The 26,488-nt window shown below is 37.7% G+C and carries 23 protein-coding genes and 1 other annotated feature; of the genes, 22 read left to right on the plus strand and 1 reads right to left on the minus strand.

The genetic code is table 11. The features are described from left to right. Positions 1 to 107: 107 nt before the first annotated feature. From CBF30_RS02715 to CBF30_RS02755, 9 genes are all read left to right on the plus strand, one after another. On the plus strand, positions 108 to 884 hold the full coding sequence (locus CBF30_RS02715; RefSeq protein WP_170168914.1) for a dihydroorotate dehydrogenase electron transfer subunit: 777 nt from the start codon (positions 108 to 110) through the stop codon (positions 882 to 884). Beyond that, positions 881 to 1,801, plus strand: coding sequence for a dihydroorotate dehydrogenase (locus CBF30_RS02720; protein ID WP_126822523.1), 921 nt, complete (start codon positions 881 to 883; stop codon positions 1,799 to 1,801). Before CBF30_RS02715 ends, CBF30_RS02720 begins: the two co-directional genes overlap by 4 nt. Beyond that, positions 1,798 to 2,520 carry an orotidine-5'-phosphate decarboxylase gene (pyrF, locus tag CBF30_RS02725; protein ID WP_126822526.1) on the plus strand — a complete coding sequence of 241 codons (723 nt, stop codon included), beginning with the start codon at positions 1,798 to 1,800 and terminating at the stop codon, positions 2,518 to 2,520. Before CBF30_RS02720 ends, pyrF begins: the two co-directional genes overlap by 4 nt. Beyond that, positions 2,513 to 3,160 (plus strand): orotate phosphoribosyltransferase, encoded by a 648-nt coding sequence (gene pyrE, locus CBF30_RS02730; protein WP_126822528.1) that lies wholly within the window; start codon positions 2,513 to 2,515, stop codon positions 3,158 to 3,160. The genes pyrF and pyrE overlap by 8 nt, the downstream gene beginning before the upstream one ends. An 8-nt stretch (positions 3,161 to 3,168) precedes the next feature. Next, positions 3,169 to 3,870: a carbonic anhydrase family protein gene (locus CBF30_RS02735; protein WP_245974988.1), complete on the plus strand. Its 702-nt coding sequence runs from the start codon at positions 3,169 to 3,171 to the stop codon at positions 3,868 to 3,870. A gap of 83 nt (positions 3,871 to 3,953) precedes the next feature. Next, on the plus strand, positions 3,954 to 4,904 hold the full coding sequence (locus tag CBF30_RS02740) for a dihydroorotate oxidase (protein WP_126822532.1): 951 nt from the start codon (positions 3,954 to 3,956) through the stop codon (positions 4,902 to 4,904). Between the two features lie 67 nt (positions 4,905 to 4,971). Beyond that, positions 4,972 to 5,204, plus strand: a binding site (T-box leader). Positions 5,205 to 5,258: 54 nt separating this feature from the next. Further along, a complete protein-coding gene (metE, locus tag CBF30_RS02745) occupies positions 5,259 to 7,634 on the plus strand; it encodes a 5-methyltetrahydropteroyltriglutamate--homocysteine S-methyltransferase (RefSeq protein ID WP_126822534.1) in 2,376 nt (791 codons plus the stop codon). Positions 7,635 to 7,649: 15 nt separating this feature from the next. Beyond that, on the plus strand, positions 7,650 to 9,482 hold the full coding sequence (locus CBF30_RS02750; RefSeq protein WP_126822536.1) for a bifunctional homocysteine S-methyltransferase/methylenetetrahydrofolate reductase: 1,833 nt from the start codon (positions 7,650 to 7,652) through the stop codon (positions 9,480 to 9,482). A gap of 162 nt (positions 9,483 to 9,644) precedes the next feature. Next, positions 9,645 to 10,958, plus strand: a complete 1,314-nt coding sequence (locus tag CBF30_RS02755; RefSeq protein WP_126822538.1) for a hypothetical protein — start codon at positions 9,645 to 9,647, stop codon at positions 10,956 to 10,958. A gap of 85 nt (positions 10,959 to 11,043) precedes the next feature. Here CBF30_RS02755 and CBF30_RS02760 read toward each other — a convergent pair whose 3' ends face one another. Beyond that, the gene (locus CBF30_RS02760; protein WP_126822540.1) at positions 11,044 to 12,744 is read right to left on the minus strand and encodes an NFACT RNA binding domain-containing protein; all 1,701 of its coding nucleotides are present in this window, start codon (positions 12,742 to 12,744) and stop codon (positions 11,044 to 11,046) included. Between the two features lie 161 nt (positions 12,745 to 12,905). On the opposite strand from CBF30_RS02760, the gene CBF30_RS02765 reads away from it, so the two are divergent. From CBF30_RS02765 to aroA, 13 genes are all read left to right on the plus strand, one after another. Further along, positions 12,906 to 13,772: an alpha/beta hydrolase gene (locus CBF30_RS02765; protein WP_126822542.1), complete on the plus strand. Its 867-nt coding sequence runs from the start codon at positions 12,906 to 12,908 to the stop codon at positions 13,770 to 13,772. Positions 13,773 to 13,913: 141 nt separating this feature from the next. After that, the gene (locus CBF30_RS02770) at positions 13,914 to 14,501 is read left to right on the plus strand and encodes a TetR/AcrR family transcriptional regulator (protein ID WP_126822544.1); all 588 of its coding nucleotides are present in this window, start codon (positions 13,914 to 13,916) and stop codon (positions 14,499 to 14,501) included. Continuing rightward, positions 14,498 to 15,781: an acyl-CoA thioesterase/bile acid-CoA:amino acid N-acyltransferase family protein gene (locus CBF30_RS02775; protein WP_126822546.1), complete on the plus strand. Its 1,284-nt coding sequence runs from the start codon at positions 14,498 to 14,500 to the stop codon at positions 15,779 to 15,781. The genes CBF30_RS02770 and CBF30_RS02775 overlap by 4 nt, the downstream gene beginning before the upstream one ends. Positions 15,782 to 15,878: 97 nt before the next feature. Then, entirely contained in the window at positions 15,879 to 16,457 is a 579-nt protein-coding gene (locus tag CBF30_RS02780; protein ID WP_148112252.1) for a hypothetical protein, read from the plus strand. Positions 16,458 to 16,783: 326 nt separating this feature from the next. After that, positions 16,784 to 17,800: a tryptophan ABC transporter substrate-binding protein gene (trpX, locus tag CBF30_RS02785; RefSeq protein ID WP_126822550.1), complete on the plus strand. Its 1,017-nt coding sequence runs from the start codon at positions 16,784 to 16,786 to the stop codon at positions 17,798 to 17,800. 12 nt (positions 17,801 to 17,812) lie between these two features. Beyond that, a complete protein-coding gene (locus CBF30_RS02790; protein WP_126822552.1) occupies positions 17,813 to 18,697 on the plus strand; it encodes an ABC transporter permease in 885 nt (294 codons plus the stop codon). Next, positions 18,697 to 19,473, plus strand: coding sequence for an ABC transporter ATP-binding protein (locus CBF30_RS02795; RefSeq protein ID WP_126822554.1), 777 nt, complete (start codon positions 18,697 to 18,699; stop codon positions 19,471 to 19,473). The genes CBF30_RS02790 and CBF30_RS02795 overlap by 1 nt, the downstream gene beginning before the upstream one ends. Before the next feature lie 401 nt (positions 19,474 to 19,874). Beyond that, a complete protein-coding gene (locus CBF30_RS02800) occupies positions 19,875 to 20,744 on the plus strand; it encodes a shikimate dehydrogenase (RefSeq protein ID WP_126822556.1) in 870 nt (289 codons plus the stop codon). Between the two features lie 15 nt (positions 20,745 to 20,759). Further along, entirely contained in the window at positions 20,760 to 21,779 is a 1,020-nt protein-coding gene (gene aroF / locus CBF30_RS02805) for a 3-deoxy-7-phosphoheptulonate synthase (protein WP_126822558.1), read from the plus strand. Positions 21,780 to 21,808: 29 nt separating this feature from the next. After that, on the plus strand, positions 21,809 to 22,873 hold the full coding sequence (gene aroB, locus CBF30_RS02810) for a 3-dehydroquinate synthase (RefSeq protein ID WP_126822560.1): 1,065 nt from the start codon (positions 21,809 to 21,811) through the stop codon (positions 22,871 to 22,873). A 12-nt stretch (positions 22,874 to 22,885) separates the two neighbouring features. Further along, positions 22,886 to 24,052, plus strand: a complete 1,167-nt coding sequence (aroC, locus tag CBF30_RS02815; protein ID WP_126822562.1) for a chorismate synthase — start codon at positions 22,886 to 22,888, stop codon at positions 24,050 to 24,052. A gap of 30 nt (positions 24,053 to 24,082) precedes the next feature. After that, entirely contained in the window at positions 24,083 to 25,189 is a 1,107-nt protein-coding gene (locus CBF30_RS02820; RefSeq protein ID WP_126822564.1) for a prephenate dehydrogenase, read from the plus strand. Positions 25,190 to 25,204: 15 nt separating this feature from the next. Continuing rightward, on the plus strand, positions 25,205 to 26,488 hold the full coding sequence (gene aroA, locus CBF30_RS02825; RefSeq protein ID WP_126823745.1) for a 3-phosphoshikimate 1-carboxyvinyltransferase: 1,284 nt from the start codon (positions 25,205 to 25,207) through the stop codon (positions 26,486 to 26,488).

The raw sequence follows: 26,488 nt of genomic DNA on the forward strand, positions 1-26,488 counted from the left end.
AGTGCATCCTCTAATCAGAATCTAGCCAATCTTTTAAAAGTTGGCTAGGTTTTAATATGCAGAGAAATGCTAGAGAAGTACCCTACGAAAATGAAGGAGGAACAATAGTGAAACAAGAAATGATGACCGTTTTGGCTCAAAAAGAACTGGCACCCAAAATCTATGAGATGACTTTGACTGGCAAATTAGTAAAAGAAATGACCATACCAGGTCAGTTTTTACACGTAAAAGCGCCAAGAGCAGATTTACTCTTGAGACGTCCGATCAGCTTGGCAAGTGTAGATCAAAAAAACGCGAGTTGTAAGTTAATTTATCGAACTGAAGGAGTCGGAACAGAGCTATTTAGTCAGCTTGTCCCAGATGACCAAGTTGATGTGATGGGACCACTTGGAAATGGCTTTCCAGTAGAATTTTTGGGCAAAGAAGATCTTGTTTTTATTATTGGTGGTGGCATTGGCGTCCCTCCTTTATTTGAACTGGCAAAAAAAGTCAAAGAAAAAGGGAGTAAAATTGTTTTTTTCTTAGGCTTTGCTAAAAAAGAAGTGATTTTTTATGAACAAGAGTTTGCCCAGATGGGGGAAGTTCACCTATCTACTGATGATGGTTCCTACGGGGTCAAGGGCCATGTTGGGACGATGCTGTCTAAAGTGTTACAAAAAGAAAAGCCAACGGCGGTTTATTCATGTGGCTCAAATGGGTTACTTAAAGCGGTAGATCATTATTTTGCAGATCTTGAGCATGCGTATCTATCATTGGAGGCAAGAATGGCTTGCGGGATGGGTGCTTGTTACGCTTGTGTCTGTCCCACAAGAGCAGACCGGGGAAAAAGCAAAAAGATTTGTGATGAAGGACCAGTATTTTCAACTGGGGAGGTTATTCTATGAATCGTTTAGCCGTAAAATTGCCAGGCTTGAATCTAAAAAATCCCATTATGCCTGCAAGTGGTTGTTTTGGTTTTGGTAAAGAATATAGCAAATATTATGATTTAGGACTACTTGGCGCGATTATGGCCAAAGCCGCTACCAGCGAACCACGCTTTGGAAATCCAACCCCTCGTGTCGCAGAAACGCCTAGTGGGATGCTCAATGCCATTGGTCTTCAAAATCCAGGACTTGAGGTCATCATGAAAGAAACGTTACCGTCTCTTGAAAGGTATGATGTTCCCATCATTGCCAATGTTGCAGGATCAACGCAAGAAGATTATGTTGCTGTTTGTGCCAAAATTGGTGACGCACCCAATGTGCATGCAATTGAATTAAACATCTCTTGTCCTAATGTCAAACATGGAGGAATTGCCTTTGGTACAAATCCAGATGTCGCCTATGAGCTCACACAAGCAGTCAAAAAAGTTGCAAAGGTTCCGGTTTATGTCAAGCTTTCTCCCAATGTCACCGATATTGTTCCCATCGCTGAGGCCATTGAGGCTGGGGGAGCAGATGGTCTAACTATGATTAATACGCTACTTGGAATGAGAATTGATTTAAAGACAAGAAAACCTATATTAGCTAATCAAACAGGTGGCTTGTCCGGCCCAGCTGTAAAGCCTGTAGCTATTCGCCTTATACACCAAGTTGCACAGGTAGTGAACATTCCGATTATTGGGATGGGTGGTGTTTATACGGTCGATGATGTTTTGGAAATGTTTATGGCTGGAGCAAGCGCAGTAGCAGTGGGGACAGCTAATTTTACAGATCCTTATATTTGTCCCAAGCTGATTGAACAATTGCCACTTAGAATGGATGAGCTCGGGATAGAATCGCTTGAAAAATTAATATCAGAAGTGAAAGGAGCAAGAAAATGACGCGTCCAATTATAGCGCTAGACTTTGCATCAAAAAAAGAGATTCAAACGTTTCTAGACTTTTTTCCAAGAGAGGAATCTTTATTTGTAAAAATCGGTATGGAAGTATTTTATCAAGAAGGGCCCACAATTGTAGAGTGGCTGAAAGAATTGAATCATGATATATTTTTAGACCTCAAATTGCATGATATTCCAAATACTGTTGGAAAAGCTATGGAAGGTTTAGCTCGACTGGGTGTTTCCATGACGAATGTCCATGCAGCAGGTGGACAAGAAATGATGAAAGCTGCTAAACACGGATTAGAAAAAGGAACTAAAGCAGGTAAGACAGTACCAAAACTAATTGCGGTGACACAGCTTACCTCCACTTCTGAAAAACAAATGCAACAGGATCAAGGGATCTTTTCTACCCTTGAAGAAAGTGTTTTAAGGTACGCAGCAAACACAGAGAAATCTGGGTTAGATGGGGTAGTCTGCTCGGCTTGGGAAGTTGAAAAAATCAAAAACCAAACCAATTCAGACTTTATCTGTTTAACACCAGGAATTCGGCCAAATGGTGGGGATGTCGGAGACCAAAAACGAGTGATGACACCCAGCGAAGCCAGAAAAATTGGTTCTGATTTTATCGTAGTGGGTCGCCCGATTACCCAGTCAGATCAGCCTTATCTTGCTTATCAAGAAATAAAAAATGAATGGAATGGAGTTTGTGAACATGACTAATTTATCTAAAACAATTGCCAAGGATTTGCTTTCAATTAAAGCCGTTAGCTTAAGTCCAAATCAGCCTTTTACTTGGGCAAGTGGTATCAAAAGCCCAATCTATTGTGACAACCGGGTCACGATGAGTTATCCTGAGGTTAGGTCACGCATTGCACAAGGGCTAGCACAAAAAATTCATGCTCAATTCCCAGAGGTAGAAGTGATTGCAGGAACTGCAACAGCCGGTATTCCACATGCTGCTTGGGTGGCCCAGATTTTAGATTTGCCAATGGTTTATATTCGCTCGAAAGCCAAAGATCATGGAAAAGGCAATCAAATTGAAGGTCGAATTACAGAGGGACAAAAGATGGTCGTTATCGAGGACTTGATTTCTACAGGAGGTAGCGTACTCGAGGCATGTGAAGCAGCAAAAAGAGAAGGGGCAAAAGTTTTAGGCGTAGCGGCTATTTTCACATATGAACTGCCTAAAGGAAAAGAAAACTTTAAACATAGTGGGCTACCATTTCTAACGTTAACAGATTATAGCTCTCTAATTGAGACAGCGCTTGAAACTGGATATATTGAAAAAAATGAGGTAGAATTATTGCAAGAATGGAAAGAAGACCCTGCAGAATGGGGCCATTTTAATAAAGATAAATAGGTGATTGTTTGACAACCAATTGGGGATATGAAGGAAAAAGAGGACCGGAACACTGGCATGAACTAAGTCAACGCTTTGCATGTGGACTTGATTTCAAATGGCAGTCGCCCATTGCCTTAAACAAAGAAATTGTAACATCGGAAAAACTATCAAAGGAGTTAGTTTTTCATTATAAAGAGGAGGTATTTTTGGAAGAGTTGTTCAATAACACCTTTCATTTTGTTCCTCCCGAGAAAGAAAGCTATTTGATGTATGATGAGAAAAAATACTGGTTGACGGATATCCATTTTCATTTGCCAAGTGAGCATACTTTGGAAGAAAAAAACTATCCGATTGAGTTTCATTTGGTCCATATGAATGAAGCAAAGCACAACTTAGTCGTTGGGATTTTATTTTCAATCGATTCGTTTGATCAACTGATTGCACAAAAAGAAGGGAAGATTGAGCTGGATCAAGCGTTCCCAGAGTTTTGCTTCAATCCAGCCTTATTTTTGCCGGAAAATCGAGGATTTTATTATTATATTGGTTCTCTAACGACACCGCCGACAATAGGACCGATTGAGTGGATAGTATTTGACGAAGTTCAAACACTTAGTCAAACGTTTGTGAATTATTTAAAGAAGGAAATTGTCGAAAATAATCGACGTCCGCTTCAACCAATCAAAGATCGAAAAGTATGGTATCAAAACAATCATAATAGTACACAGTAGTAAACAGTGCCTCCTAAAAATTTATCCGTGAATTTTAGGAGGCTTTTTTAGCAAAGAATCCCCATTAGGAAGGAGAAAAATAAATGTTAACGACACAATTTTTTGGCAGTATTTATACCAACCCACTGATGAATGCCTCAGGAGTAAATTGTTTTACCACTTATGAATTAGACCAATTGGCTGATAGCAAAGCAGGCGCATTTGTTACAAAAAGCGCTACACTTCAAGCACGTAAAGGGAATCCTAAACCTAGATATTATGACGTTCCACTCGGAAGTATCAATTCGATGGGACTTCCTAATAATGGCTTTGACTATTACCTAGACTATGCATTGAATTATCAAAAACAGCATACAACTGCACTATTTCTATCTATATCAGGCATGAGCACTGAAGAGAATATCACAATGTTACACAAAATAGTAGAGAGTGAATTTAATGGAATTACTGAACTAAATTTGTCATGCCCTAATGTCCCAGGCAAGCCACAGATTGGGTATGATTTTCCTTTAACTGAAAAAATTTTACAGGAAGTTTTCACTTTTTTTGACAAGCCATTGGGTGTGAAATTACCCCCTTATTTTGATTTTGCGCATTTTGATGAGATGGCACGTATTCTCAATCAATTCCCACTTGTTTATGTAAATTCAATTAATAGTGTAGGAAATGGACTCTACATCGATTCTAACTCTGAATCGGTGGTCATTAAACCTAAAAACGGTTTTGGTGGAATTGGTGGAGAGTATGTGAAGCCAACAGCCTTAGCGAATGTTCGAGCTTTTTATACGCGTCTAAAACCTGAAATTAAGTTAATTGGAACTGGTGGCATCCGCACGGGGCAAGATGTATTTGAACATCTTCTTTGCGGCGCGACCATGGTGCAAATTGGCACAGAACTGCACAAAGAGGGTCCTGAAATATTTGAGCGAATCGAGAAAGAACTAAAAGAAATAATGCGTCAAAAAAACTATCAAACAATTGATGAATTTCGCGGAAAGTTGAAAGATGACTTGAATGAAACTTTTGAGTTATAGAAAAAAGCGATAACGAGTTCTCAGAAAAAGCGTATTTTCAAATAAGTAAGAATATGCTAAAGTAGATTTAACGATAAAGAGAAGGAAAGTAAAGCTAGTTGAACGAATCTTAGAGAGCTTCGGTAGGTGAAAAGAAGTATCGTGACTAGCTTGAAAATGGCCTTTGAATTGTTACTCTGATAGCGTAAGAGTAATCGGTGGCACCCGTTATCTTGTGCAACAGTATGATGGTACTGGTAGAGTCTGTTATAGTGATATAACAGAAAAATTAAGGTGGTAACACGATGATTCGTCCTTTCACACAGCAGGTTTGTGTGGAGGGGTTTTTTTTTGAAAAAAAAAGGAGGAAGTAACATGGGAAATGTAATCAGTTCAAATTTGGGGTATCCAAGATTAGGTGAAAAAAGAGAATGGAAACACGCGCTAGAAGACTATTGGTCACATAAGATTAGTCAAGAAGAGTTCGTCAAAAGAACCAAAGAAGTTCGACTAAGTAACCTGAAAAAGCAACAAGAATTAGGGATTGAGTTGATCCCAGTTGGTGATTTTTCCTATTATGATCATGTATTAGATACGAGTTTTATGTTTGGAGTAATTCCCAAGCGTTTTCAGGCTAAAAACGAAGCACATGACCAATTAGATACTTATTTTTCTATTGCGCGTGGCACCAAGCAGGCTATTGCCTCTGAGATGACAAAATGGTTTAATACGAATTATCACTACATTGTGCCAGAGCTCGAAGACTTTGCTCCGCACTTAGTTGAAAATCGTCCACTTAAGTATTATTTGGAAGCCAAAGAGGAGTTAGGAATTGAAGGGAAACCAGTACTTGTTGGTCCAATTACATTTTTGAAGTTAGCGAAAACATACAAAGAAGATGAACCAGAAAGCGAAACAAGTACATGTAGTTGTGGTCATGCACACGTTTTGGAAACAGCCAAGTGCGATGCACGAATACTCCAAGATTTAGTAGACAAATTTTTACCTCTTTATAAACAAGTACTACGTGAGTTAGAAGACAGTGGCGTCGAGTATGTTCAGTTGGATGAGCCAATCTTAGTGACAGAATATGATCAAGCGGAACTAGCCGTGATTAAATCTACGTATCAAGAATTACAAGAAGCCGCTCCTAAGCTGAAAATCATTCTCCAAACTTACTTTGAAAGCCTTACTCACTATCAAGAGATTGTCGCACTTCCTGTTGCGGGCATTGGATTAGATTTTGTTCACGATTTTGGCGAAAATCTTGCTGCTTTGTCTCAGTACGGATTCCCAAAAGATAAAATACTGGCTGCTGGTGTGATTGATGGACGAAATGTGTGGCGTAGCAATCTGCATGCACAGCAAAAGTTAGTCAAGTCTATTGTAGAGTACGCACCAGAGGTAGAGCTTATTCTTCAACCTTCTAATAGTTTACTTCATGTACCGGTTACAAAGAAAAATGAGCCACAGCTAGATTCAATTTTGCTTAACGGTTTATCATTTGCAGATGAAAAGCTAAATGAAATTGTTCTATTAACCCAAAGCGTTCAACACACAGCCCCAACTAACTCATTACTAGATGAAAGTAAACGCGCTGTTGACCAGTTAAATCAATCGGAACATCGTAATCATCCAGAGGTTCAAAAAGAGCTTCGTGATTTGAAAAATTTAAAAAATGAAAGGCACTCCATTTACAATAAAAGAATTCAAAAACAGCATAAAAACTTAGCCTTGCCACTCCTTCCTACGACCACTATTGGGAGTTTCCCCCAAACACAAATAGTGAGACAAACACGTGCTAGTTGGAAAAAGCAAGAGATTTCCAATCATGAATATGAAGAGTTTATTCAAAGAGAAATCAAGCGTTGGATTCAAATCCAAGAAGAGTTGGAGCTTGACGTGCTTGTACATGGTGAGTTTGAGCGAACAGACATGGTAGAGTATTTCGGGCAAAAGCTATCTGGTTTTGTTCCAACATTATATGGCTGGGTTCAGTCATATGGCTCAAGAGCTGTCCGGCCACCTCTTGTATATGGGGATGTATCTTTTGTCGAACCAATTACAGTGAAAGAAACTGTTTACGCGCAAAGTTTGACGGAAAAACCAGTTAAGGGTATGCTGACGGCTCCAATTACGATCATTAATTGGTCTTTTGTCAGGGATGATATTCCAAAGGCAGATGTTGCAAATCAGATTGGTTTAGCTTTGAGAAAAGAAGTAAACCATTTGGAAAAAGCGGGAATACACATTATTCAAGTGGATGAACCGGCCCTAAGAGAAGGGTTACCCCTAAAGAAAAAACGTTGGGCTAAGTATCTCAAGGATGCGGTTTATTCTTTCAAACTCACAACAACCGGTGTCAAAGACGAAACACAAATTCATACGCATATGTGTTATGCCGAATTTGAAGATATTATGGAAACAATTCGTGACTTGGATGCAGATGTGATTTCAATTGAAACCTCTAGAAGTCAGGGAGAAATTATCGCAAGTTTTGAGGAATTCCATTACGATAAAGAAATCGGTTTGGGTGTGTATGATATTCATAGTCCCAGAGTCCCAGAAGTTTCTGAGATTAAGCAAAATATCAAGCGTGCGCTAAAGGTGATTCCAGAAAATCAGTTTTGGATTAACCCCGATTGCGGACTTAAAACAAGGAAAGAAGAGGAAACAATCGCGGCTCTAAGAAAAATGGTTCAAGCGACAAAAGAAATTCGCCAAGAGTATGAGGAGAAAAGTCAAAAATAAAAGGAGGAAGACGTTTTGGGGGAATCTTTGAGAGAAGCACTTTCTAAGCGGGTTTTAGTCGCTGATGGTGCGATGGGAACCTTGTTGTATCAATTCGGAACGCAACGTTCAGTGGAAGAACTTAATCTTTCACATCCCGAAAGTATTCAGAAAATACATGAGGAGTACATTAAAGCCGGTGCCGATATGATTCAAACGAATACCTATGCAGCGAATTATTTGAAGTTAGAACGTTACGGCTTGCAAGAAAAAGTACTGCAAATCAACAAGGCAGCAGTCGAAAATGCCAAAGCAGCTAGAAAAAATCATTCAGTCTTTATACTTGGTACGATTGGCGGTATTTATAGTCCAGGTGAAAGAAAACTGAATGAAGCCTCTATTGAAGAAATCAAGCGCAGTTTTAAGGAACAGTTGTATGCCCTACTACTTGCAGGCGTGGACGGAATTTTGCTGGAAACTTATTATGATTTAAACGAACTTTGTGAAATGCTAAAAGTGGCAAAAGAAGCGACTGACTTACCAATTATTGCGAATGTCACGATGCAAGAAATAGGAGTACTTTCATCTGGTGTTACGTTAGAACACGCATTTGAAGAACTACAAACATTAGGTGCAGATGTGGTTGGCGCAAATTGTTTGTTAGGACCTAGCCATATGGTACAAGTCTTTGAACGAGTTCCTTTAAAGCAGGGAAGACGTTTGGCTTGTTATCCGAATGCTAGCTTGCCCGCAATTGAAAATGGCACAATCATCTATGAAAAAGGTACTGCACATTTTGCTCTTTGTTCAGAGCAGCTAAGGCAAGAAGGGGTAAGCATTATTGGTGGCTGTTGTGGGACGACCCCTGCTCATACCAAAGCTATTTGTCAAGGATTAAAGACTATAGAAATCGTGAAACAAAAAGAAGGGGTCTTTTCAGATTCTAAACCTATTTCTAATCGCAAAAAAGAAAAGGGAAAACGTATCTGTGAAAAAGTGAAAGAAACATGCACGATTTTGGTTGAATTAGATCCCCCCCGAACCTTAGATACCGCTCGTTTCTTTGAAGGGATTGAAGCTTTACAAAAAGTTCAAGTGGACAAAATTACGATTTCTGATAATTCTTTAGCCCGTCCCCGTATTAGTAATCTTGCTTTAGCTGCAATTCTCAAGCATCGCTATCAAATTTCACCATTAATTCATTTAACCACGCGGGATCATAATTTAATTGGATTAACAGCTGAGATTATGGGGTTACATGAATTGGGAATCTTTGATGTCTTAGCTGTAACCGGAGATCCCGCACGAGTAGGAGATTTTCCAGGGGCTAGTTCGGTCCGAGATATTAGTTCACTTGGCTTAATTAAAATGATTAAACAGTTTAATCAAGGGATTGCTTATACAGGAAAACACTTAGTAGAGAGCTCTGATTTTAGGGTGGCGGCAGCCTTTAATCCCAATGTAGCTAAAGTAGAAAGAGCGGTTCAAGTGATTAAAAAGAAACAGGAAGCAGGAGCAGATTATATTATCACGCAACCAGTTTATGATCGAAAAATTTTAGCCCGATTTGCCCAGAGTCTTAAAGAAGCAAAAATTGACCTTCCAATTTTTATTGGAATCCAGCCGCTTACCTCAAGTAGAAATGCAGAATTTATTCATCATGAGGTTCCTGGAATTAGCTTGACAGATGAAGTGAGGGAGCGTCTCCAGCATGCCGAACAGCCAAAATCTGAGGGTATCCAAATCGCGAAAGAGTTAATTGATGAAATTGCGCTATACTTTAATGGCTTTTATCTAGTTACCCCCTTTCAAGAGTATCCATTATCTGTCGAACTCGTGAAGTATATTCAAAGTAAAAAGCGATCTTAAAGAACTAATAGAATTATTACGTTTTTGGTGCTAAGTTTTTGCTGTAGAGAATAGTGACGAAAAATCAGAAAATACTGGATGGAACTTCTTAGATTGGAAATTTTTGTTTACTAGTACAAAAATATTTGAGTTACACTCTTCTTGTGAAGGAGGGGAAAACAAGTGTTAAAACTTTTCGAATCGAAAATAAAAGAAATGAAGAAAAAAGTAGATCTTGCTCACCAAAACTATATGAACTCGGAAAAGTATAGAGTAGAGTTGATTGATTCTTACCTTCAAAATCTGAATTTAAAAGGAAATGAACAAAAGGTTCCAGGAAAAGGAATACAAGTAGGGAGTTCAATAGAGTTTTTGGCGTTTTATAAGGAATTAATTGATTTATATCCCGAAAAATTTGGGAAAAGATCAAAAAAATTGAAACAATCTTTAATAAATAGTCTATATAGTAGCAGTCATTCTGAATTATTAAAAGAGTCTATCAAAAAATTAACAATCAATAATAAAGATGATTTCTTACTGATTCCTCTGACTACATTGTATAAGAATGAAGCGGGAGAAAAAAAAGAACATCGGGTCTGTGTGATTATAAGAAGAGAAAAAAACTGCATAAAGTTAGAAATGTTTGATAAAACCAATCTTCTAGCAGCGGGTCGGAAAATGAAGCAGTTAAAGCAAAACGCGTCTAAGATTCAACTAGTCAGTAATTATATTTATGAATTTAATGACAATGAATATTTTATTAAACAAATAACAGATGTTTTGTCCTTGGGAATTGATCGAAGAGACCAACAAAAAAAATATGAGTTTGCTAAAGGCAATGTCATTCCTTCGTTGTTAGCAAGACTTTCTAAGAATCAAGGATACGGGCGTTATATTTCCTCTCAACAATTCGTACAAGGAAATTGTTATATTAAAGCAGTGAGTGGTGCATTAGACTATGTTTTATTTCAAGAGAACCAGACCAATGTTCGTTTGAGTACGAAAGAATACGCTACACAAACAAAACTAGACGCTTTGAAAAAAGTAGAGCTACACAGAGCACTGGGAGAAATAATAAAAAAACGGTTACAGAATTTGGGGTATTCCCAAAATACTTGTGAAAAAATTGACCAGTCTTTTGCACTGTATCAATTAGTCAAAAAAGATAGAACAAAAGATACAAAGATAGACTATTTTCATTCAAAAATAAAAGTGGGGAATTTTTTCAATCATTATTTTAAAATCATTGAAAAAGATGTTAAGGTGATGGGACTCAAGAAACAGTCCTATTCCTATGAAAATCCCTTATTTTCGAACAAAGAAAAAGCAGAGCTTAGAGAAACGCTTAAAAAAAGAGAAAATCAGTATTCAATTGCTCAGAATACTGCAAGAACGAGCTGGACAAGTCTTAAACAAAAAATTGAAAAGGATATAAAAAGTAGAAATAGCGGCCGTAAAAATAGCCGTGTACATCGAAAATATATCACAAGATATTAAGTGTATAGCAAAAAAAGCTCAGGTAAATTAGACCCAGAGCTTTTTTCTATTGCTTGAAAGAAGAGACGGAATAAACGAGAAGTAGTTAGACGAGTAATTGTTCGACTACTTCTTTTTGTGGGGTGACATACAATGTTTTTTGGTTTTCATAGATAACAAACCCGGGTTTTGCGCCATTTGGTTTGTGGACATGTTTGACCTGGACATAGTCCACGGGAACAGATGCAGATAAACGGTATTTTGAAAAGTATGCCGCAAGCAGCGCAGCTTCTTCTAATGTTTGCTCTGTGGGTGTATCTGAACAGATAATGACATGTGAACCAGGAATATTTTTTGCGTGCAACCAAACATCTGATTTTTTTGCTGTTTTCAATGTTAGCTTATCATTTTGTAAATTATTTTTCCCAACGAAAATGGTTGTTCCATCGCTAGAAAGATATTTGTCTGGCGTACTAGGCTTATTTTTTTTGACCTTTCCATGATTTTTTTTAGGTCGAATATAGCCCTGAGAGATCAGTTCTTCTCGTACAATGTCTAAATCCTTTGGTTGGATAAATTCCAGTTGACTAAGAACACTTTCAAGATAAGCGACTTCTTGTCTAGCGTGCACTAGTTGTTCCTTGATGATACCAACACCATTTTTTAGTTTTTGGTAGCGTTGAAAATACTTTTGGGCATTTTTAGCGGGCGTCAGTGCCGGTTGCAACGAGATAACAATTGGCTTATTTTCTTCGTAATAGTTTTCAAGGGTAACTTCTTGTGCACCTTTTGGAACCAAATGCAAAAAGGTAGTCAGTAATTCTCCTTTTTGGCGATAAATTTCGGCATGATCAGATTGCTCAAGCGTTTGTTCAAGTTTTTTGATTTTTAATTGGTTTTTTTTATGTTCATTTTCTAACTTTTTAAGCAGTTCACCTGCTTGTTGTTTGACACGATCTTTTTCTGCTTTTCCCTCATAAAAACCATCTAGAAGCTTACTTAAAGTGGGGTAATGGATTTGTTTTTCTCCTAAAGTTTGAAAAGAAATCGGAGCGAAAAACTCTTTTTTTTCTTTTTCGTGTAATGTCGGATTTGTTTGAGTATCTATTTCTGTCCAAAAGTTTTGCCAAACTTTCATTTTTTCATTAGGATTTTGCTCTAAACGTTTAACTATTTCATTAGCTGTATCTTTTCCGAGTCCTTGAAAATGTTGTTGCAAAAAACTCGCATTTAACTCTTCTGTCGTTGAAATCAAATCAAATAATTGGGTAGGTGACACCTGAAATGGATTTTTGGCTGACAGCTGTTTTGGAGGAGCAATATACTGTGCCCCAGGTAAGAGCGTACGATACGTATTTTGAGTAATGCCGATATGCTTAATACAATCAAGTATTTTTTGGGAGTCTTTGTTCACTAAGACAATTGCGCTATGACGACCCATTAGTTCGACAATCAGCAAAACGCTTTCTAAATCACCAAGTTCATTTCTTTTGGAAAAATGAAAATGAATAACTCGATCATTTTCGATTTGTTCAATTTTCTGTAAAATAGCTCCTTCTAAAAATTTGCGGAGCATCATACAAAAATTGGTGGGACTTGAAGGATTACTATAAGAGATATCAGTCAGCTGAATTCGGGCATAACTTGGATGAGCAGACAGCAATAACTTGTGATTTTTTCCTTGTGAGCGAATCACTAAAATTAATTCATTATCGTAGGGCTGGTGTATTTTGCTCAACCGCCCAGATTGCAAGTGATTATTTAATTCTTTAACGATAGCGTGGGTAAAAACACCATCAAATGACATAATGAGTTCCTCATTTCTAAAAAAGTACTTTTGTCTATTATAACGTGAAACAAACAAATACCCAACACTAAAAGTTTGTTGTTTTTTTTTAGAATCATGAGCATCTTTTAGGTTAGTTTAAGGTAAAGGCAATATGATATAGATATAAGGAGTGAGTTGTAATGAAAAAATGGCAAACTTTTTCTAAAAATAAACAAAAATTAATAAAGAGCGCTCTAACAATAGGGATGGCTGTCTTTCTATATTCGATGTTTTTGGTGGCGGAGCGGACTAACGCTTCAAGTAAAAATGAAGTGGTTGCTATTCAAACGCCAACCATTCTTGTACCAGGAACTAATGCGACGAACAATCGTTTTAATGGATTTATCAGCAAGTTATCAAGTCTTGGAGTAGATACAGTGGATGTCTTAAAAGTTTACGTGCAAAAAAATGGGGCGATTACTTTTAGTGGGGATTTGTCTGCAAAAAGTGCTTACCCGTTGATTGTTGTTGGCTTTGAAGACAATTCTGAGGACGCAGTAGATATCGAGGCGAAATGGCTAAAGCAAGTCATTCAAAAAGTGCAAGAAACCTATAAGTTTACTGCTTACAATTACATTGGACATTCAAATGGGGGACTTGTCTTGACTTCATTCTTAGAAAATTATAACGATGATACGTTGCCAACTTTACTCAAAGCTGCGACTATCGCAACACCGTACAATGATGTTAGCTTTTCAGACAATGATAAAACAGCTGAGTTTACAGAAGTAAAAAATGAAACAAAATTATTAAAAAATTTGATTAGTAAGCAGTCAGCGATTCCAACATCTATTAGTTTTTTGAATATCGCAGGAGTTACTTCTGATACTAGCTACACGGATAGCGTTGTTCCGGTTCAAAGTGTTTTATCAGGACGGCTTGTTTATGAAAATCAAGTCGCTAATTATGAAGAGTATTTAGTGACGGGAGAGGAAACAACGCACAGTGAATTAGTAGAAAACAAGAAAGTTTTGGTAAAAATCAAAAACTTTTTATACAGTGAATAGCCTACTTTTATCCTAATTACGTGGAAGGCATAGAGAAAACAGTCTGTTTCTCTATGCTTTTTTTGTTAAAGAATAATAGATATACTCTTATTGACTTTTAGTCAATAAGAGTATATTCTAAACAAAGAAGGGGTTAAAAAAATGAAGCAAAGAAAAAAACCAGAGGATAGAAAAAAAGAAATTATTAATGTAGCGTTCCAACTTTTTCTTGAATATGGCTATGAAACCATCACAATGAATAAGATTGCGAACGAAAGCGGGATTGCGAAGGGATTATGTTACCACTACTTCCCATCAAAAGAAGAGCTGTATGAAGAAGTTTTGTCTGACTTTGTGGATCAATTAGTTGGCAAATATTTAGTTATTATAAAAAACGATCAGTTAACACTAGAGGATAAATTAAATGAAATGTCAACAATCTTAAGATCGTATAAAGGAAAGTCATTATTTTATGATTTTTCAAGAAAAAATGGGAACAAACGAGTATATATAGATATTTTATATCGGACTTTTAATCGTTTAATTCCAGAACTTACCAATGAATTTATTAGGTATTCCAATCTTTCATCAGAGTCGTTTGAGAAAATAGAAACACTTATGAGTTTTATTCTTTTTGGGCAGTTGGGAATACTTACAGAAAAAGGATTGGACTTTGAGCATCAATTGATGCAGCTAAAAGCGTACATCCAAACTTTATTAGAATACGAAAAAGATGGTGGAAATACATGAAAATAATAATAGACAAGCCAATTTCCATGTGTGACGAAAAAATTCAAGTATCGTTTGAGGGTTTGCCTCAAAGTTCAATCATCACAGTAACAGCTGAAAGTTCAGATTATTACTGTATCAATGCGCCAATGGCAACAGGTATAGGAACGATTTGGCATTCTAAAGGCTGTTACAAAAGTTCAGCTTGCGGCACATTAAATTTAACCAAAGATGCTTCATTTGGTGGTAGCTATACGGGGACTCATGGAATGGGATTATTTTATAGAATGGAGCCTAAAAAAAGTAAAGAAGAAAAACTAGCCACTAATTTAAGTGCAATTGGCGTTCAAAAAAGCTATCATATTAAGCTTTCTGTTTTTTTTGAAGATGAAAAATTAGAGGAAATCACGATTGAAAGAAAGTTTCAGGCTGACAATATAACCCATCAAGATATCAATCAGGAAAATTTAGTAGCTCGTTTTTTTAAAGATGCAAAAAAGCGGAATCAGCCAGCAATTATAGTACTAAGTGGCAGTGATGGGAGAATAGAGAAAGCGCAAAACATAGCTCAATTATTTGCATCTCATGGTTATGCGTCATTAGCAGTTTGTTATTTTGGACTGGTAGGAACAGCAGAATGTCTTTCTCAAATTCCGTTAGAAATAATAGAAAAAGCAATTGCGTTTTTAAAACAACAACAAGAAGTGAATGCTCAAAAAATTGCGGTATACGGACGCTCTAAAGGAGGAGAACTGGCTTTATTAGCGGGAAGTGAATTTCCTGAGCTAAGTTGTGTGATTGCTAATACTCCAAGTAGTTTTATCATGGAGGGACTAACTGCTAAAAATAGAAATTCGAAAACCTCTTCCTGGACATACAAAAAACACGATTTTCCGTATATTCCGTTTAAAATATGGGATTTTATTCCTTTTGTCTTAAAAAAAAATTTTTTTAATCAACAGGATTTGGCAAGTCCTTTTAGTAAAATAATCCATCGCAAACATGCTGCGAAAGCCCGAATTAAAATTGAAAATATACAAGGAAGAATCTTGTTTCTCTCTAGTGAACAGGATGAAGTTTGGCCCTCTACTCTTTTTTGCACACAAGCACTTACTCATTTGAAAAAAAATAATTTTCTCTATCCCTATAGACATAAAAATTATCTGCATAGTGGGCACCTGCTTACGATTGCATATCAGCCAATTCCAAGATATACGTCTCAAAATTGGGGCAAGCAACTAAAGGATAGTATTGCCTCATGGGAGGAAACGATTCTATTTTTAAAGCAATGGGCAAATTAATAGGGATTTGGTTAAGTTTGCAAAGTAAGAGACACAATTTATTTTTTTTAAAAACATGTTATAATAGAGGAGATAAAAAATAAAGGTGAGTAAAATAATGGAAAAATGGCAACAAAAAATGCAGCAAAAGATGCAACAATTAAAAAACTATACACAGGAAAATAAAAAGAAATCATTAATTTTTTTGTCGTGTATTCTTTTGATAGTTGTATTATTCAGCTTGTCTGTTTCAAAGATTCATCAAACGATTCAATCAGAGCAAATTGATTCATTGATTATGAGTGAATATACTAATGAAAAAGTAGTTGCGCTCTCAAATAGTCAAATCAAGCATAAAATTACTTCTGGTGCTAAATTTACGGTCTTATTTCTTGATCCAAAAGATCCGCTTAATTCGTTGATTACAGAAGCTTTAAATAGCAAAAAAATTAAAAATGAATACAAAGAAACGCTTTTTTTAGTATCACTGGTTTATCAAAAAGAGCAGGTAAAAGAACGCTACAATTTGGGTGAAAATCAACCAACACTGATTTATTATGAAAATGGTCATGAAGCAAGTCGAACAGTAATCAAAAAACGGAAAAACTTTCAGACAAGTATTTTAAATGATTTAGAGAGTTTGTCCATGACAAATATTAAAAAAATTCAATCAACTACATCAAGTAGTAATAACTAGCAGTATGACTTGACGGAATAATCAAACAATAGTAAGATAAATACAACAATTAGAGAACGGAGTGAAAACAATGAGACGATTTTTTTTGACAAACTTTGATGATAAATACTTATGGCAAAGCTGGCAAAACTAGTTGTGTCTGTTGTTTTACATGGATACAACTTTTAGGAACCTTCTAAACGAACGTATCTATGTCAGCCATTTATCTTTTAGATAGCCTGCATAGACATTTAACTATGTAGGACTTGTGGTAAAAGCACCTACTTATTTGACAAAATAAAGTAGGTGCTTTTTTAGGTTATAAATAAAATAAAGGGAGTATAAATATGAAAAACAAAAAATTGATGGGTAGTGTGGCTATAATTTTTATTATTTTGCTTGTCTCTTTTTTTTCCAGTCAAGCTCAAGAGACAAGTTCGCCGAAAAAGAAAATTCCTGAGGTTGGAGTTCTTCAATATGTTAGCCATCCAGCTCTGGATGAGATATACCGAGGTATCAAAGCTGGGTTAAAACAAGAAGGATACGATCCCAAGAAGCAAACGGTTAAAATCAACTTTCAAAATGGCCAAGCGGATCAAAGTAAACTTAAAACAATGAGTGAACAGCTAGTCAACAAACAGGCAGATGTTCTTGTCGGAATTGCCACACCTGCTGCGCAGGCTCTGGCTAATACCACACAAAAAACGCCAATCGTATTGGGTGCGATTACCGACCCAGTGAGTGCTGGACTAGTGAAGTCAAATGAAAAACCAGGAGGCAATATCACAGGAGTAAGTGATCAATCTCCAGTAGCTGCGCAAATTGAGCTGGCAAAAAAATTACTTCCACAAGCAAAAAAAATGGGCATTCTTTATTCTTCCTCAGAAGCTAACTCAGAATATCAGGCAAATAAAGCGAGTACAATCGCAAAAAAGGCAGGAATTGAAGCGAAAAACTTTCCGGTGAATTCGACGAATGACCTGTTGACCATTGTACAGGAGATGGCAAATCAGGTTGATTTTATTTATATCCCGACCGACAATACAATCGCAAATGCTATGCAAACCGTTGTTGGCGCGGCTAATAATGCCGCTACCCCGATTATTCCTTCAGTTGACACGATGGTAGAGCAAGGCGGTTTGGCTACAGTCGGGATTAATCAATATGACTTAGGAGTTAAAACCGGTCAAATGGTTGCCATGATTTTGAAGGGGAAATCGAAACCAGCGACAACTCCAATATATACGTTCACCAAAGGAGACATCATCATTAATCAAGAGCAAGCTAAAAAATTAGGAATCTCAATTCCTGATTCAATCAAACAACAAGCAACGCTCGTTTCTGCAGACAAAACAAAAAAGTAAGGAGGGGAAATAATGTTAGTATCCGCAATATCACAGGGGTTTTTATGGGCAGTACTTGGACTGGGAATTTATATGACATATCGCATTTTAGATTTCCCAGATATGACAACAGAGGGCTCGTTTCCATTAGGAGGCGCGGTGTGTGTGGCAGCAATTAATGCAGGGGTATCGCCGATAATTGCAACTATTTTAGGGATTGGCTCCGGTATTCTTGCTGGGCTTGTCACAGGACTTTTATATACCAAAGGGAAAATTCCTGTTATCTTATCTGGTATCTTAGTCATGTCGGGATTAAATTCAGTGATATTATTTGTTATGAAATCACCCAATCTATCTTTACTAAATAAACCTCGTATTCAAGACTTATTTGGATTTTTACATTTACCTAAATATTTTGATAGTGTCTTACTGGGATTATTCGTCTTATTTGTGATTATTACGCTATTAATTAGCTTTTTTAATACAAATTTAGGCCAAGCATACATTGCTACAGGGGATAATGAAAACATGGCAAAATCAATGGGCATTAAAACTGACCGGATGAAAATTCTAGGGTTGGGTTTGTCTAATGGGGTCATTGCGCTTTCCGGGGCGTTAATTGCCCAAAATGACGGATATGCAGATGTCAATAAAGGAATCGGGGTCATCGTCATAGGGCTAGCTTCGATTATTATTGGCGAAGTGGTTTTTGGTAATTTGACACTACTTGAAAGACTCATCGCAATTGTTGTAGGAAGTGTTCTTTATCAATTGTTGATTTTAGTTGTAATTAAATTAAATTTTGACACTACGTATCTAAAAATCTTTTCAGCAATTATTTTATCTATTTGTCTAATGATTCCACAAATAAAAAAAGCCCTTCGATTACAAACTGGTTTTGAAAGGAAGGAAGAATAATGACGTTACCCACAACGATTTTAACGATGGTTCAAGCAACAAAAAAAATAGATAATGGGTTAAATGAGCAAAATACAATATTGGATCATGTTGACTTAACCATCCAAAAAGGAGACTTTATCACTGTTCTTGGAGGAAACGGAGCAGGGAAGTCTACTTTGTTTAATGTACTCGCTGGCAGTCTACCGTTGACTAGTGGGGATATCCGGTTAAAACATCAAGATATCACAAATTGGAAAGAAGAAAAACGGGCCACGGTATTTGCTCGAGTTTTCCAAGATCCAAAGCAAGGAACAGCACCGCGGATGACCGTCGCTGAAAATTTACTTTTAGCGCTTCACAGGGGAGAAAAAAGAACCATAAAGCGCAGAGAGCTTAAAGAAAATGAGCCAGTATTTTATGAATTGTGTGCCTCACTTGGCAATGGCTTAGAAAATCATCTCGATACGCCAACAGGAAATCTATCTGGTGGTCAAAGACAAGCGCTGAGCTTATTGATGGCCACGCTCAAAGATCCAGAATTATTACTTTTGGATGAGCATACAGCTGCTTTAGACCCAAAAACAGCCAAACAACTAATGAAGTTTACAAATCAACGTATTCAGGAAAAAGAACTAACCTGTTTGATGATTACACATCGAATGGAGGATGCTTTGCAGTATGGCAACCGTCTGTTGTTATTAAAAAAAGGCAAAATAAAAAAAGATTTAAATGCACAAGAAAAGAAAAAACTGACGCTAAATGACCTCTTTTTATTTTTTGAAGAAGAGGATTAATGAAAGTAATCTGTAAATTTACAGATTTTTCAAAAATTGTTTGACAGAATAAAAAATAAGAGATATACTAAGTGCAATTCTTAATTCAGTTTAATGGAGTGATAAATGATGAACTTATCTAGAAAAATTGAAAAATTAAATAATTATTACTTTAGCTATTTTAGATGAGTTTGTGGCCATGTTATCGTGGGTACAAACTACCGTAAGTTTGTATCTATGATGGCTAAGTTTATTACTGACGTATTTGCCACATAGATGAACATCTATAGTGGCTTTTGTTTTGTGAAATTATATTTTACAATTAAGAGAGGCGTTTACTGTAGGTGTATAACATTTACGGTAGACGTCTTTTATGCTTTCATCAAGCAAATTACAGAATAATTTATGAGAAGGGAAACGTTATGGAAAATCACATTACAGGGCAGACCCGTCTTTCTGGTTTATTTGCTTCTCCTAGCCGGCATAGTATTTCACCACTGATACACAATACCGCGTTTCAAGCGCTTGGAATCGATGCAGTCTATCTTGCGTTTGAAGTAAATCAAAGTGGGTTAAAGGATGCAATTGAATCTATTCGAACCCTGAATCTACTGGGTGTCAACTTGTCGATGCCAAACAAACAGTTGGCCTGTCACTTGGTAGATGAGCTGTCAGAGGTGGCTGCACTTGTTGGTGCAATGAACACGATTGTTCATGATAATGGTCAATTGATTGGGTATAACACTGATGGTATAGGTTTTATGCAGAGTCTAGCTGAAAAAAATATTTCGATTCAGGGGAAGAAGATGACCATGTTAGGTTCTGGTGGTGCTGCAACAGCTATTCTTGCACAAGCTGCACTTGATGGCGTTAAAGAGATTTCTGTATTTAAACGTAAAAACCAAACATTTGATGGCGTGAAACAACAGCTAAAAAAAATCCAGGAAAAAACCACTTGTCAAATTGAATTATATGATTTGGCTGACAAGGAGCGACTGGAAGCTGAAATTACCTCTAGCACACTTCTTGTCAATGGAACGCCACTAGGGATGACACCCTATGAAGAATCCTGTCCACTAGAAGATACTACGATGTTAAGAAAAGAGTTAGTTGTAGCAGATTTAATCTATAACCCAAGAGAAACGATACTGATTCGAGAAGCAAAAAAGCAAGGTTGTATCACGATGAATGGTTTAGGCATGTTACTATACCAAGCCGCAGTAGCATTTAAGCTTTGGACTGGGCAAGAAATGCCGATTGAAAAAATAAAAAAAACACTAGAAAAAATATAAGGTGAGGGATTTTAAATGATTATTAAAATGACAGAAACAGCAACCGAAGAAATGATTGAAAATGTGGTTTCAAAAGTAAAAGAAGCAGGGTTAGAAAGTTCAATTAGTAACGGGGAGCACGTGGTCGTTGGGCTGATTGGCAATCAAAAAGCAATGGAAAAAATCAATTGGTCAGAGCTACCAGGCGTGCAAGAAACTCAAGAAATTAAAAAATCTTACAAATTAACAAGCCGCGAATTCCATCCAGAAAATACAGTCATAGAGATTGGAAATTTGAAGATTGGAGATGGAAGTATGACGATGATGGCTGGCCCTTGTTCAATTGAAGGGTTAGAACAAATTATGGAATGTGCCAGAATCGCTAAAGAAGGTGGAGCGACTGTGCTTCGTGGTGGAGCATTTAAGCCAAGAACTTCCCCTTATGCTTTCCAAGGATTAGAAGAAGAAGGCTTGAAGTACATTCGCGAAGCTGCGGATGCTTACGATATGAAAGTTATCACAGAGGTAATGGATGAAGCAAACTTAGAATTAGTAGCGAAATACTCAGATATTCTTCAAATTGGCGCACGTAATATGCAGAATTTTAAATTGTTACAAGCGGTTGGAAAAACGGGCATGCCTGTTGCGTTAAAACGTGGAATTTCAGGGACGATTGATGAGTGGTTAAATGCAGCAGAGTACATTGTAACGCAAGGGAATTTCAACGTGATGTTTGTAGAACGAGGCATTCGTACTTATGAAACAGCCACACGTAACACACTGGATTTAAGTGCGGTACCTGTGATGAAAACTCTAACTCATTTTCCTATTATTGTAGATCCGAGCCATGGTGTTGGCATTCGTGAGATTGTTCCCCCGATGGCAGTTGCTGGTGTAGCAAGTGGGGCAGATGGGCTAATTGTTGAAATTCATCCTGAGCCAGAAAAAGCATGGTCAGATGGTGCTCAATCTTTGGATGAAGCGTTGTATGCAAATATGATGAAAAAAGTTCATATTATGGAAAAAGCAATGAAAGAAATCAACCAAGTTGACTAATGCGTAACGAAATAGTAGGAGGATGCAATATGAAAATTCAGTTAACATTACCTCATCATGCCTATCAATTATGGATTGAAACTGGAGCATTGTCTCAAGTAGGTACATGGGTTAAAAGCTTATGGACGCCACAACAAATTGTGGTGATTACGGATGATACAGTCAATGATTTGTATGGGGATCAAGTGGTTCAAGCAATTGAAAAAGCTGGCTTTAAAGTAAGTTTATATGCTATTCCCGCTGGCGAACAAAGTAAAAGCTTAGCCTCTGCTGAGAAAATCTATCAATTCATGGCAGAACAAGGAATGACAAGAAAAGATGGCGTAATCGCGCTTGGTGGCGGTGTGGTTGGGGACTTAGCTGGATTTATTGCCTCTACTTACATGAGAGGAATTCATTTTCTACAAATTCCAACTACTCTACTGGCACAGGTAGATAGTAGTGTTGGCGGAAAGACGGCTGTAAATACAGCAACCGCTAAAAATTTAGTTGGGACATTTGCTCAGCCAGATGGAGTTTTAATCGATTCGAATACGCTTCAAACCTTGGAACCAAGAAGAGTTCGTGAAGGCATTGCAGAGATTGTTAAGTACGCGGCGATTAAGAGTACGGATCTGTGGCAACTATTAGATTCTTTTCTTGATGAAGCAGATTTGTTGGCACATGCAACAGAGGTGATTGCTGCTTGTTGCACAATCAAAAAAGAAGTGGTTCAACAAGATGAATTAGATACAGGAGAACGACTGCAACTAAATTTTGGGCATACGATTGGTCATGCACTTGAGCAAAATGCGGGTTACGGTGTGGTTACACACGGAGAAGGAGTCGCAATCGGAATGGTTCAAATTAGTCAGATTGCTGAACAAAAACAAGAAATGCCACAAGGAACGACACAGCTACTAAAAGAAATGTTGGAAAAATTCCATTTACCAACTGATTATGCAGATTGGAATGAGGCAACACTTTTTGAAGCACTTTCTCATGATAAAAAGACCAATGGTGGCAGCATTCGTATTATTTTGCTAGAAAAAATTGGTCAAGCAAAACTTAAAAAAATGCCAATTGAAGAAATGAAAGACTATCTAAAAAAATAAGGAGGAGACAAGATGCGTTACTTTACTGCAGGAGAATCACACGGGCCAGAGTTGACAGCAATTATTGAAGGAGTTCCGGCAGGGCTTCCCTTACTTGCAGCAGACATTGATGATGAATTGGCCCGTCGGCAACAAGGATATGGGCGCGGTGGGAGGATGCTGATCGAAAAAGATCGCGTTCGCTTTACATCTGGCGTTAGGCACGGGAAAACACTAGGATCTCCGATTACAATGCTTGTAGAAAATAAAGACTGGAAAAATTGGCAAACCGTAATGGGAGCAGAACCTGTCGAAGAAAAGCAAAAAAAAATGCGGAGAGTCTCTAAACCACGTCCAGGTCATGCAGATTTGGTAGGGGGAATTAAATACCAGTTTAGTGATTTAAGAAATGTTTTAGAACGTTCATCTGCTCGTGAAACAACGATGCGTGTGGCAATCGGTGCTTTGTGTAAAAATCTTCTAAAAGAGTTGGAAATAGAAGTGGCAGGTCATGTCTTGGAGATTGGTGGCGTTCGTGGGACGGTGACAGATGATCTGTCTTTTACAAGTATTAAAGAACGTGCAGAACAATCAGAAGTTAGATGTGTCGATTCTTCGGTTGAAACACAAATGAAACAAGTCATTGATCAAGCAAAAAAAGATGGAGATACTGTTGGAGGAGTAGTGGAAGTCCTGGTCAACAATGTGCCAATTGGCTTAGGCTCTTATACACAATGGGATCAAAAATTAGATGCGAAAATTGCCCGAGCAATCACGAGTATCAATGCATTTAAAGGGGTAGAATTTGGAGTTGGATTTGAAGCTGCGCGTTTACCAGGAAGCAAAGTAATGGATGAGATTGTTTGGAGTAAAGAAACTGGATATAAAAGAAGTAGCAATCATTTAGGCGGATTTGAAGGAGGCATGACTAACGGGATGCCAATTATGGTACGTGGTGTCATGAAGCCAATTCCAACACTATACAAACCACTTAAAAGTGTGGACATTGATAGCAAAGATGTATATAAAGCGAGTGTTGAGCGATCAGATAGTTGTGCGGTGCCCGCTGCAAGTGTTGTAGCAGAAGCAGTCGTTGCAACAGAAATTGCTGTAGCGATTCTTGATAAATTTGATGCAGATGCCTTTGATCGATTAAAAGCAGAAGTTGGTCGTTATCGTACGTATACCCAAGAATTTTAAAGAATAAAAATGAATTGAGGGAAACGGAAGATGAAAAAAGTGACTATTGTGGTCGGTCTAGGACTAATTGGAGGTTCTATTGCGCGTGCCATCAAAGAAGGTCACCCCGAGTCAACTATTATTGGGGTAGATCTTAATGAAGCAAGCGGCAAGCAAGCTCTTAAACTCGGAATAATTGATTTATTTGAAAAAGAACTAAATGCAGTTGCACCAAAAGCAGATGTTGTGATTTTTGCTACACCAGTTCAACAAACTACTCGGCTCATGAATAATTTGGAACCAAGTAAGCTGAAGTCTTCCTTGGTGGTGACTGATACTGGAAGCACCAAGAAAGAAATTATGCAGCAGTCTAAATCTTTAGCAGCGCAAGGCATTACTTTTATCGGAGGGCATCCAATGGCAGGTTCTCATAAATCTGGTGTTTTGGCCTCAGATGCTCGTTTGTTTGAAAATGCTTATTACTTGCTAACGCCAAATCCAGCATCAAACAAGCACGTTCAATTTTTAAAAGAATTACTGATAAAAACAAATGCCAAATTTTTAGTGGTCACACCGGATGAGCATGATCAAATGACAGGGATGTTGAGCCATTTGCCCCACATTATCGCAGCTGGGTTAGTCAATCAAACCGACGCGTTTATTAAAAAATACCCAATGGCAAGTCGACTGGCTGCGGGGGGCTTTCGTGACATTACTCGCATCGCTTCCTCAGACCCTGCGATGTGGACCGATATTTTACTAACGAATCGAGCCGTTTTAATTGAAGAGTTGGAAAACTGGCAAACACAAATGGCAAAGATCAGTAGTTGGTTAGGAGAGGGAGAGGGGAATCGGGAGGAGATTTTTGATTTTTTTGCTCAAGCAAAAGAAACAAGAGATCATTTGCCCATTCATAAAGAAGGAGCTATCCCAGCATTTTTTGATTTATTCATTGATATTCCTGACTATTCGGGAGTAGTTGCTAATGTAACGGCACTATTGGCTGATAAAAATATCTCATTAATTAATCTTAAGATACTAGAAACGAGAGAAGATATTAATGGGATTTTACAAGTTACGTTTAAAAGTAAACAGGATTTAGAACAGGCAAAAAGATGCATTCAAGCGGGTAGCGATTATGTATGCTATGAAAAATAAGGAGCACGGATGATGATGAAATTACTAACCAATCAAAAAAATTTAAGTGGAAGTCTGGAAGTGCCAGGCGATAAATCAATTTCTCACCGTAGTATCATGTTTGGCTCAATTGCTCAAGGAACTACAACGATTCATAAGTTTTTACGTGCAGATGATTGTATGAGTACATTGGCTTTATTTCGTTCGCTTGGTGTTCAAATTGAGGATGATGGACAAGTGATAACGGTACATGGTAAGGGATTTTCAAAGCTTCATGCCCCCAAAGAACCGCTTAATGTTGGAAATTCAGGCACAACGATACGTTTGGCAATGGGGATACTAGCAGGTAGTTTATTTGAAACGACTCTTTTCGGAGATGCATCGATTGCCAAGCGACCTATGAACAGGGTTATGTTGCCCTTAGAAAAAATGGGGGTAACTTGTAAGGGAATAAAGGGCAGTGAATTCCCCCCAATTACGATTCAAGGGACTTCTCACTTACAGCCCATTAAGTATGAGATGCCAGTTGCAAGTGCTCAAGTAAAATCTGCCATCTTGTTTGCTGGCTTGCAAACAAAGGGAGAAACCGTTTTAATCGAAAAAGAACAAACTAGGAATCATACGGAAGAGATGATTCGTCAGTTCGGAGGCTCAATTGAGACATCGGGTAAAAAGATTAAGATAAAAGGCAAGCAACAGCTAAAAGGGCAAGAAGTGATTGTTCCTGGAGATATATCTTCTGCAGCCTTTTTCTTGGTAGCAGGTTTAATTGTACCAGGGAGTCATATTGTGTTAGAAAATGTTGGCTTAAATCCAACTCGTACAGGAATTATTGAGGTGATTGAACAAATGGGTGGGAAGATTTTTGTTCAGGAAACAGATAAAGAAAATCAACTCGGTACAATACGGGTGGAAACAAGTGAGTTGAAGGGGATTGAGATTGGTGGTGCATTGATTCCACGCTTAATTGATGAATTGCCAATTATTGCGCTTCTCGCTACACAGGCTACTGGCGAAACGATTATTCGTGATGCTCAAGAGTTAAAAGTAAAAGAAACGAATCGAATTGATGCAGTTGCAAAAGAGTTGGGAACGTTGGGCGCTTCGATTGAACCCACAGATGACGGTCTGATTATCCAAGGTAAAACGGCACTTCATGGGGGACAAGTCACGAGCTACGGGGATCATCGCATCGGGATGATGCTTCAAATTGCTGCTTTGATTGTCACACAAGGAACGGTAGAATTAGAAAAAGCTGAGGCCGTTTCGGTTTCATATCCGGAATTCTTTAAGGACCTAGCGAAACTAGGTGTAAAGTAA

Origin of the sequence: Vagococcus entomophilus (genome assembly GCF_003987595.1) — a bacterium.
Classification (GTDB): Bacteria; Bacillota; Bacilli; order Lactobacillales; family Vagococcaceae; genus Vagococcus_E; species Vagococcus_E entomophilus.

Coding starts and splice junctions, on each gene's coding strand:
- CBF30_RS02800 (WP_126822556.1), top strand. CDS start 19,875: ATGGAAAATCACATTACAGGGCAGACCCGTCTTTCTGGTTTATTTGCT.
- CBF30_RS02780 (WP_148112252.1), top strand. CDS start 15,879: ATGGAAAAATGGCAACAAAAAATGCAGCAAAAGATGCAACAATTAAAA.
- aroF (WP_126822558.1), top strand. CDS start 20,760: ATGATTATTAAAATGACAGAAACAGCAACCGAAGAAATGATTGAAAAT.
- aroA (WP_126823745.1), top strand. CDS start 25,205: ATGAAATTACTAACCAATCAAAAAAATTTAAGTGGAAGTCTGGAAGTG.
- CBF30_RS02820 (WP_126822564.1), top strand. CDS start 24,083: ATGAAAAAAGTGACTATTGTGGTCGGTCTAGGACTAATTGGAGGTTCT.
- pyrE (WP_126822528.1), top strand. CDS start 2,513: ATGACTAATTTATCTAAAACAATTGCCAAGGATTTGCTTTCAATTAAA.
- CBF30_RS02740 (WP_126822532.1), top strand. CDS start 3,954: ATGTTAACGACACAATTTTTTGGCAGTATTTATACCAACCCACTGATG.
- CBF30_RS02765 (WP_126822542.1), top strand. CDS start 12,906: ATGAAAAAATGGCAAACTTTTTCTAAAAATAAACAAAAATTAATAAAG.
- aroB (WP_126822560.1), top strand. CDS start 21,809: ATGAAAATTCAGTTAACATTACCTCATCATGCCTATCAATTATGGATT.
- CBF30_RS02760 (WP_126822540.1), bottom strand. CDS start 12,744: ATGTCATTTGATGGTGTTTTTACCCACGCTATCGTTAAAGAATTAAAT.
- CBF30_RS02770 (WP_126822544.1), top strand. CDS start 13,914: ATGAAGCAAAGAAAAAAACCAGAGGATAGAAAAAAAGAAATTATTAAT.
- aroC (WP_126822562.1), top strand. CDS start 22,886: ATGCGTTACTTTACTGCAGGAGAATCACACGGGCCAGAGTTGACAGCA.
- pyrF (WP_126822526.1), top strand. CDS start 1,798: ATGACGCGTCCAATTATAGCGCTAGACTTTGCATCAAAAAAAGAGATT.
- trpX (WP_126822550.1), top strand. CDS start 16,784: ATGAAAAACAAAAAATTGATGGGTAGTGTGGCTATAATTTTTATTATT.
- CBF30_RS02795 (WP_126822554.1), top strand. CDS start 18,697: ATGACGTTACCCACAACGATTTTAACGATGGTTCAAGCAACAAAAAAA.
- CBF30_RS02775 (WP_126822546.1), top strand. CDS start 14,498: ATGAAAATAATAATAGACAAGCCAATTTCCATGTGTGACGAAAAAATT.
- CBF30_RS02790 (WP_126822552.1), top strand. CDS start 17,813: ATGTTAGTATCCGCAATATCACAGGGGTTTTTATGGGCAGTACTTGGA.
- metE (WP_126822534.1), top strand. CDS start 5,259: ATGGGAAATGTAATCAGTTCAAATTTGGGGTATCCAAGATTAGGTGAA.
- CBF30_RS02720 (WP_126822523.1), top strand. CDS start 881: ATGAATCGTTTAGCCGTAAAATTGCCAGGCTTGAATCTAAAAAATCCC.